This window comes from Microbacterium sp. NPDC056052, from assembly GCF_042266785.1.
Classification (GTDB): domain Bacteria; phylum Actinomycetota; class Actinomycetes; order Actinomycetales; family Microbacteriaceae; genus Microbacterium.
Genome location: NZ_JBHJWV010000012.1, coordinates 1 through 5,515, shown reverse-complemented (window position 1 = coordinate 5,515; position 5,515 = coordinate 1). Strand labels below are relative to the sequence as shown.

The 5,515-nt window shown below is 54.6% G+C and carries 3 rRNA genes; all 3 read right to left on the bottom strand.

From position 1 onward, the window contains the following. Window positions 1-44: 44 nt before the first annotated feature. Window positions 45-161 (bottom strand): 5S ribosomal RNA (gene rrf, locus ACFC1J_RS17690). Window positions 162-268: 107 nt separating this feature from the next. After that, window positions 269-3,371, bottom strand: a 23S ribosomal RNA gene (locus ACFC1J_RS17685). Between the two features lie 405 nt (window positions 3,372-3,776). After that, window positions 3,777-5,301 (bottom strand): 16S ribosomal RNA (locus ACFC1J_RS17680). Together the 16S, 23S and 5S rRNA genes form the textbook arrangement of a ribosomal RNA operon. Window positions 5,302-5,515 lie beyond the last annotated feature (214 nt).

The following is a 5,515-nucleotide window of genomic DNA, read 5'->3' as shown; positions in this document are numbered from 1 at the left end:
GCAGAAAGGCCACCCTGCGTTGGGTGGCCTTTCTGTTAAAGGAAGTCCGGCGGTGTCCTACTCTCCCACAGGGTCCCCCCTGCAGTACCATCGGCGCTGTGAGGCTTAGCTTCCGGGTTCGGAATGTGACCGGGCGTTTCCCTCACGCTATGGCCGCCGAAACACTATTGACGTGTCTCGAACAAGCACAAACGTAATGTTTGTTATGTTCGCGGTTTCGACCGTACGTCGAGAACCACAAAGTGGACGCAAGCACCAAGAACGGTGTGTTATCAAGTCATCGGCTTATTAGTACCAGTCAGCTGCACGTGTTACCACGCTTCCACATCTGGCCTATCAACCCAGTAGTCTGGCTGGGAGCCTCTCACCCGAAGGTATGGAAGTCTCATCTTGAGGCCGGCTTCCCGCTTAGATGCTTTCAGCGGTTATCCATCCCGAACGTAGCTAACCAGCGGTGCTCCTGGCGGAACAACTGGCACACCAGAGGTTCGTCCAACCCGGTCCTCTCGTACTAGGGTCAGATCCTCTCAAACTTCCTACGCGCGCAGCGGATAGGGACCGAACTGTCTCACGACGTTCTAAACCCAGCTCGCGTACCGCTTTAATGGGCGAACAGCCCAACCCTTGGGACCTACTCCAGCCCCAGGATGCGACGAGCCGACATCGAGGTGCCAAACCATGCCGTCGATATGGACTCTTGGGCAAGATCAGCCTGTTATCCCCGAGGTACCTTTTATCCGTTGAGCGACAGCGCTTCCACAAGCCACTGCCGGATCACTAGTCCCGACTTTCGTCCCTGCTCGACCTGTCAGTCTCACAGTCAAGCTCCCTTGTGCACTTACACTCGACACCTGATTGCCAACCAGGTTGAGGGAACCTTTGGGCGCCTCCGTTACTTTTTGGGAGGCAACCGCCCCAGTTAAACTACCCACCAGGCACTGTCCCTGAACCGGATTACGGTTCGAAGTTAGATATCCAGAGTGACCAGAGTGGTATTTCAACAATGACTCCACGGTAACTGGCGTCACCGCTTCAAAGTCTCCCACCTATCCTACACAAGCCACACCGAACACCAATACCAAGCTGTAGTAAAGGTCACGGGGTCTTTCCGTCCTGCTGCGCGTAACGAGCATCTTTACTCGTAATGCAATTTCGCCGAGTTCGCGGTTGAGACAGTTGGGAAGTCGTTACGCCATTCGTGCAGGTCGGAACTTACCCGACAAGGAATTTCGCTACCTTAGGATGGTTATAGTTACCACCGCCGTTTACTGGGGCTTAAATTCTGAGCTTCGCCGAAGCTAACCCGTCCTCTTAACCTTCCAGCACCGGGCAGGCGTCAGTCCGTATACATCGTCTTGCGACTTAGCACGGACCTGTGTTTTTAGTAAACAGTCGCTACCCACTAGTCTCTGCGGCCACCACACCCTTTTCGGAGTAAATCCGTATAAGCGGGTGGCCCCCCTTCTCCCGAAGTTACGGGGGCATTTTGCCGAGTTCCTTAACCACGATTCTCTCGATCTCCTTGGTATTCTCTACCTGACCACCTGAGTCGGTTTGGGGTACGGGCGGCTAGAACCTCGCGTCGATGCTTTTCTTGGCAGCATAGGATCACCCACTTTTCATCCGCATCGTGTCTCAGCCTGCATGAGAGACGGATTTGCCTATCTCTCGGCCTACGCACTTGCACCAGGACAACCATCGCCTGGCTGGGCTACCTTCCTGCGTCACACCTGTTAATACGCTAGCCGCACCAGAATGGGGTCGTACGCTAGGCCCCAAGCCATCACCCGAAGGATCCGGTCAAGGGGATTCAGATACTTAGCACTACTGGATTAGCTTGGGCGGTTCTTCGCCGGTACGGGAATATCAACCCGTTGTCCATCGACTACGCCTGTCGGCCTCGCCTTAGGTCCCGACTTACCCAGGGAAGATTAGCTTGACCCTGGAACCCTTGGTCTTCCGGAGGACGTGTTTCTCACACGTCTTTCGCTACTCATGCCTGCATTCTCACTCGTGTAGCGTCCACGGCTGGATCACTCCGCCGCTTCACTCGCCACACGACGCTCTCCTACCCATCAACACGGCTGGACCACGAAGGCCTACCATAAATGTCAATGCCACAACTTCGGTGGCGTGCTTGAGCCCCGTTACATTGTCGGCGCGGAATCACTTGACCAGTGAGCTATTACGCACTCTTTCAAGGGTGGCTGCTTCTAAGCCAACCTCCTGGTTGTCACAGCAACTCCACATCCTTTCCCACTTAGCACGCGCTTAGGGACCTTAGATGGTGGTCTGGGTTGTTTCCCTCTCGACTATGAAGCTTATCCCCCACAGTCTCACTGCTGCGCTCTCACTTACCGGCATTCGGAGTTTGGCTGACGTCAGTAACCTTGTAGGGCCCATCGGCCATCCAGTAGCTCTACCTCCGGCAAGAAACACGCAACGCTGCACCTAAATGCATTTCGGAGAGAACCAGCTATCACGAAGTTTGATTGGCCTTTCACCCCTATCCACAGCTCATCCCCTCAGTTTTCAACCTAAGTGGGTTCGGCCCTCCACGACGTCTTACCGTCGCTTCAGCCTGGCCATGGATAGATCACTTCGCTTCGGGTCTAGGACACGCGACTGAATCGCCCTATTCAGACTCGCTTTCGCTACGGCTACCCCACACGGGTTAACCTCGCCACGTATCGCTAACTCGCAGGCTCATTCTTCAAAAGGCACGCTGTCACCCCTACTAAGGAGGCTCCAACGGTTTGTAAGCAAACGGTTTCAGGTACTATTTCACTCCCCTCCCGGGGTACTTTTCACCTTTCCCTCACGGTACTTGTCCGCTATCGGTCATCTGGGAGTATTTAGGCTTATCAGGTGGTCCTGACAGATTCACACGGGATTTCTCGGGCCCCGTGCTACTTGGGATACTCTTCACGCCAAGCCAGGCATTTCGACTACGGGGTTCGCACCCTCTATGACCGGCCATTCAAAGCCGTTCGCCTATACCTGCTTGTAACGCTGAAAGTTCGGCAGAACAATCAGAAAAGTCCCGCAACCCCGGGCATGCAACGCCTGCCGGCTATCACACACACCCGGTTTAGCCTCATCCGCTTTCGCTCGCCACTACTCACGGAATCACATGTTGTTTTCTCTTCCTGTGGGTACTGAGATGTTTCACTTCCCCACGTTCCCTCTACCCGCCCTATATATTCAGGCGGGAGTCACTAGGTCGGCACGCCGCCCAGCGGGGTTTCCCCATTCGGACACCCTCGGATCAAAACTCGCTTATCAGTTCCCCGAGGCTTATCGCAGATTGCTACGTCCTTCTTCGGCTCCAGATGCCAAGGCATTCACCGTTTGCTCTTAAAGACTTGAAATCACATGAGTTCATCAAGAATCGGTACCAGACCCCGAAGGACCTGGTCGAAATTGACTAATGATCTTTAAGATCATCAAAACAACACAACCCCAAAGGGTCATGCTGAAGATGCTCGCGTCCACTGTGTAGTTCTCAAAGTACGGGCGGTCCCCCCACCAGCAACCGGACAAACCGGAAACCAGAAGAAGGCCAGAAGTACCGCATGTGTTCCCACACCCGGTCCCTCAGGACCCAACAGCGTGCAGACACCAAACCCTCCGACCCCGCGTTCCCACACCGAAGTGCGTACTAACAGAAATCATTGGCTCTGATGCCATGTCAAATGTTCCACCCATGAGCTCCCAGCGAAGAACATGTGCCTTCGATCTGGGTTCTGGACTCCGAAGAGTCAGATGCTCCTTAGAAAGGAGGTGATCCAGCCGCACCTTCCGGTACGGCTACCTTGTTACGACTTAGTCCTAATTACCGATCCCACCTTCGACGGCTCCCTCCACAAGGGTTAGGCCACCGGCTTCAGGTGTTACCGACTTTCATGACTTGACGGGCGGTGTGTACAAGACCCGGGAACGTATTCACCGCAGCGTTGCTGATCTGCGATTACTAGCGACTCCGACTTCATGAGGTCGAGTTGCAGACCTCAATCCGAACTGGGACCGGCTTTTTGGGATTCGCTCCACCTCACGGTATTGCAGCCCTTTGTACCGGCCATTGTAGCATGCGTGAAGCCCAAGACATAAGGGGCATGATGATTTGACGTCATCCCCACCTTCCTCCGAGTTGACCCCGGCAGTATCCCATGAGTTCCCACCATTACGTGCTGGCAACATAGAACGAGGGTTGCGCTCGTTGCGGGACTTAACCCAACATCTCACGACACGAGCTGACGACAACCATGCACCACCTGTTCACGAGTGTCCAAAGAGTTGACCATTTCTGGCCCGTTCTCGTGTATGTCAAGCCTTGGTAAGGTTCTTCGCGTTGCATCGAATTAATCCGCATGCTCCGCCGCTTGTGCGGGTCCCCGTCAATTCCTTTGAGTTTTAGCCTTGCGGCCGTACTCCCCAGGCGGGGAACTTAATGCGTTAGCTGCGTCACGGAATCCGTGGAAAGGACCCCACAACTAGTTCCCAACGTTTACGGGGTGGACTACCAGGGTATCTAAGCCTGTTTGCTCCCCACCCTTTCGCTCCTCAGCGTCAGTTACGGCCCAGAGATCTGCCTTCGCCATCGGTGTTCCTCCTGATATCTGCGCATTCCACCGCTACACCAGGAATTCCAATCTCCCCTACCGCACTCTAGTCTGCCCGTACCCACTGCAGGCCCGAGGTTGAGCCTCGGGATTTCACAGCAGACGCGACAAACCGCCTACGAGCTCTTTACGCCCAATAATTCCGGATAACGCTTGCACCCTACGTATTACCGCGGCTGCTGGCACGTAGTTAGCCGGTGCTTTTTCTGCAGGTACCGTCACTCTCGCTTCTTCCCTGCTAAAAGAGGTTTACAACCCGAAGGCCGTCATCCCTCACGCGGCGTTGCTGCATCAGGCTTCCGCCCATTGTGCAATATTCCCCACTGCTGCCTCCCGTAGGAGTCTGGGCCGTGTCTCAGTCCCAGTGTGGCCGGTCACCCTCTCAGGCCGGCTACCCGTCGACGCCTTGGTGAGCCATTACCTCACCAACAAGCTGATAGGCCGCGAGCCCATCCCCCACCAAAAAATCTTTCCAGTCACTAACCATGCGGTTGCAACTCGTATCCAGTATTAGACGCCGTTTCCAGCGCTTATCCCAGAGTGAGGGGCAGGTTGCTCACGTGTTACTCACCCGTTCGCCACTAATCCCCCAAAGCAAGCTTCGGGTTCATCGTTCGACTTGCATGTGTTAAGCACGCCGCCAGCGTTCATCCTGAGCCAGGATCAAACTCTCCGTAAAAGAAAAAAACAGGACCACCAGGGAAAACCAGCGACCTGCGAGTTTGAAACTGACCAAAGAGATGACATCATTGCTGACTTCATCCGAATGCCAACCCCAAAAGGGTTGGTCTTTGATCCAAAGGAATTTCTCAAACCAGCCCAAAGACTGGAACGAGGAATAAATTGGCATTTGACAAGTGCACGCTGTTGAGTTCTCAAGGATCGGATGCTCC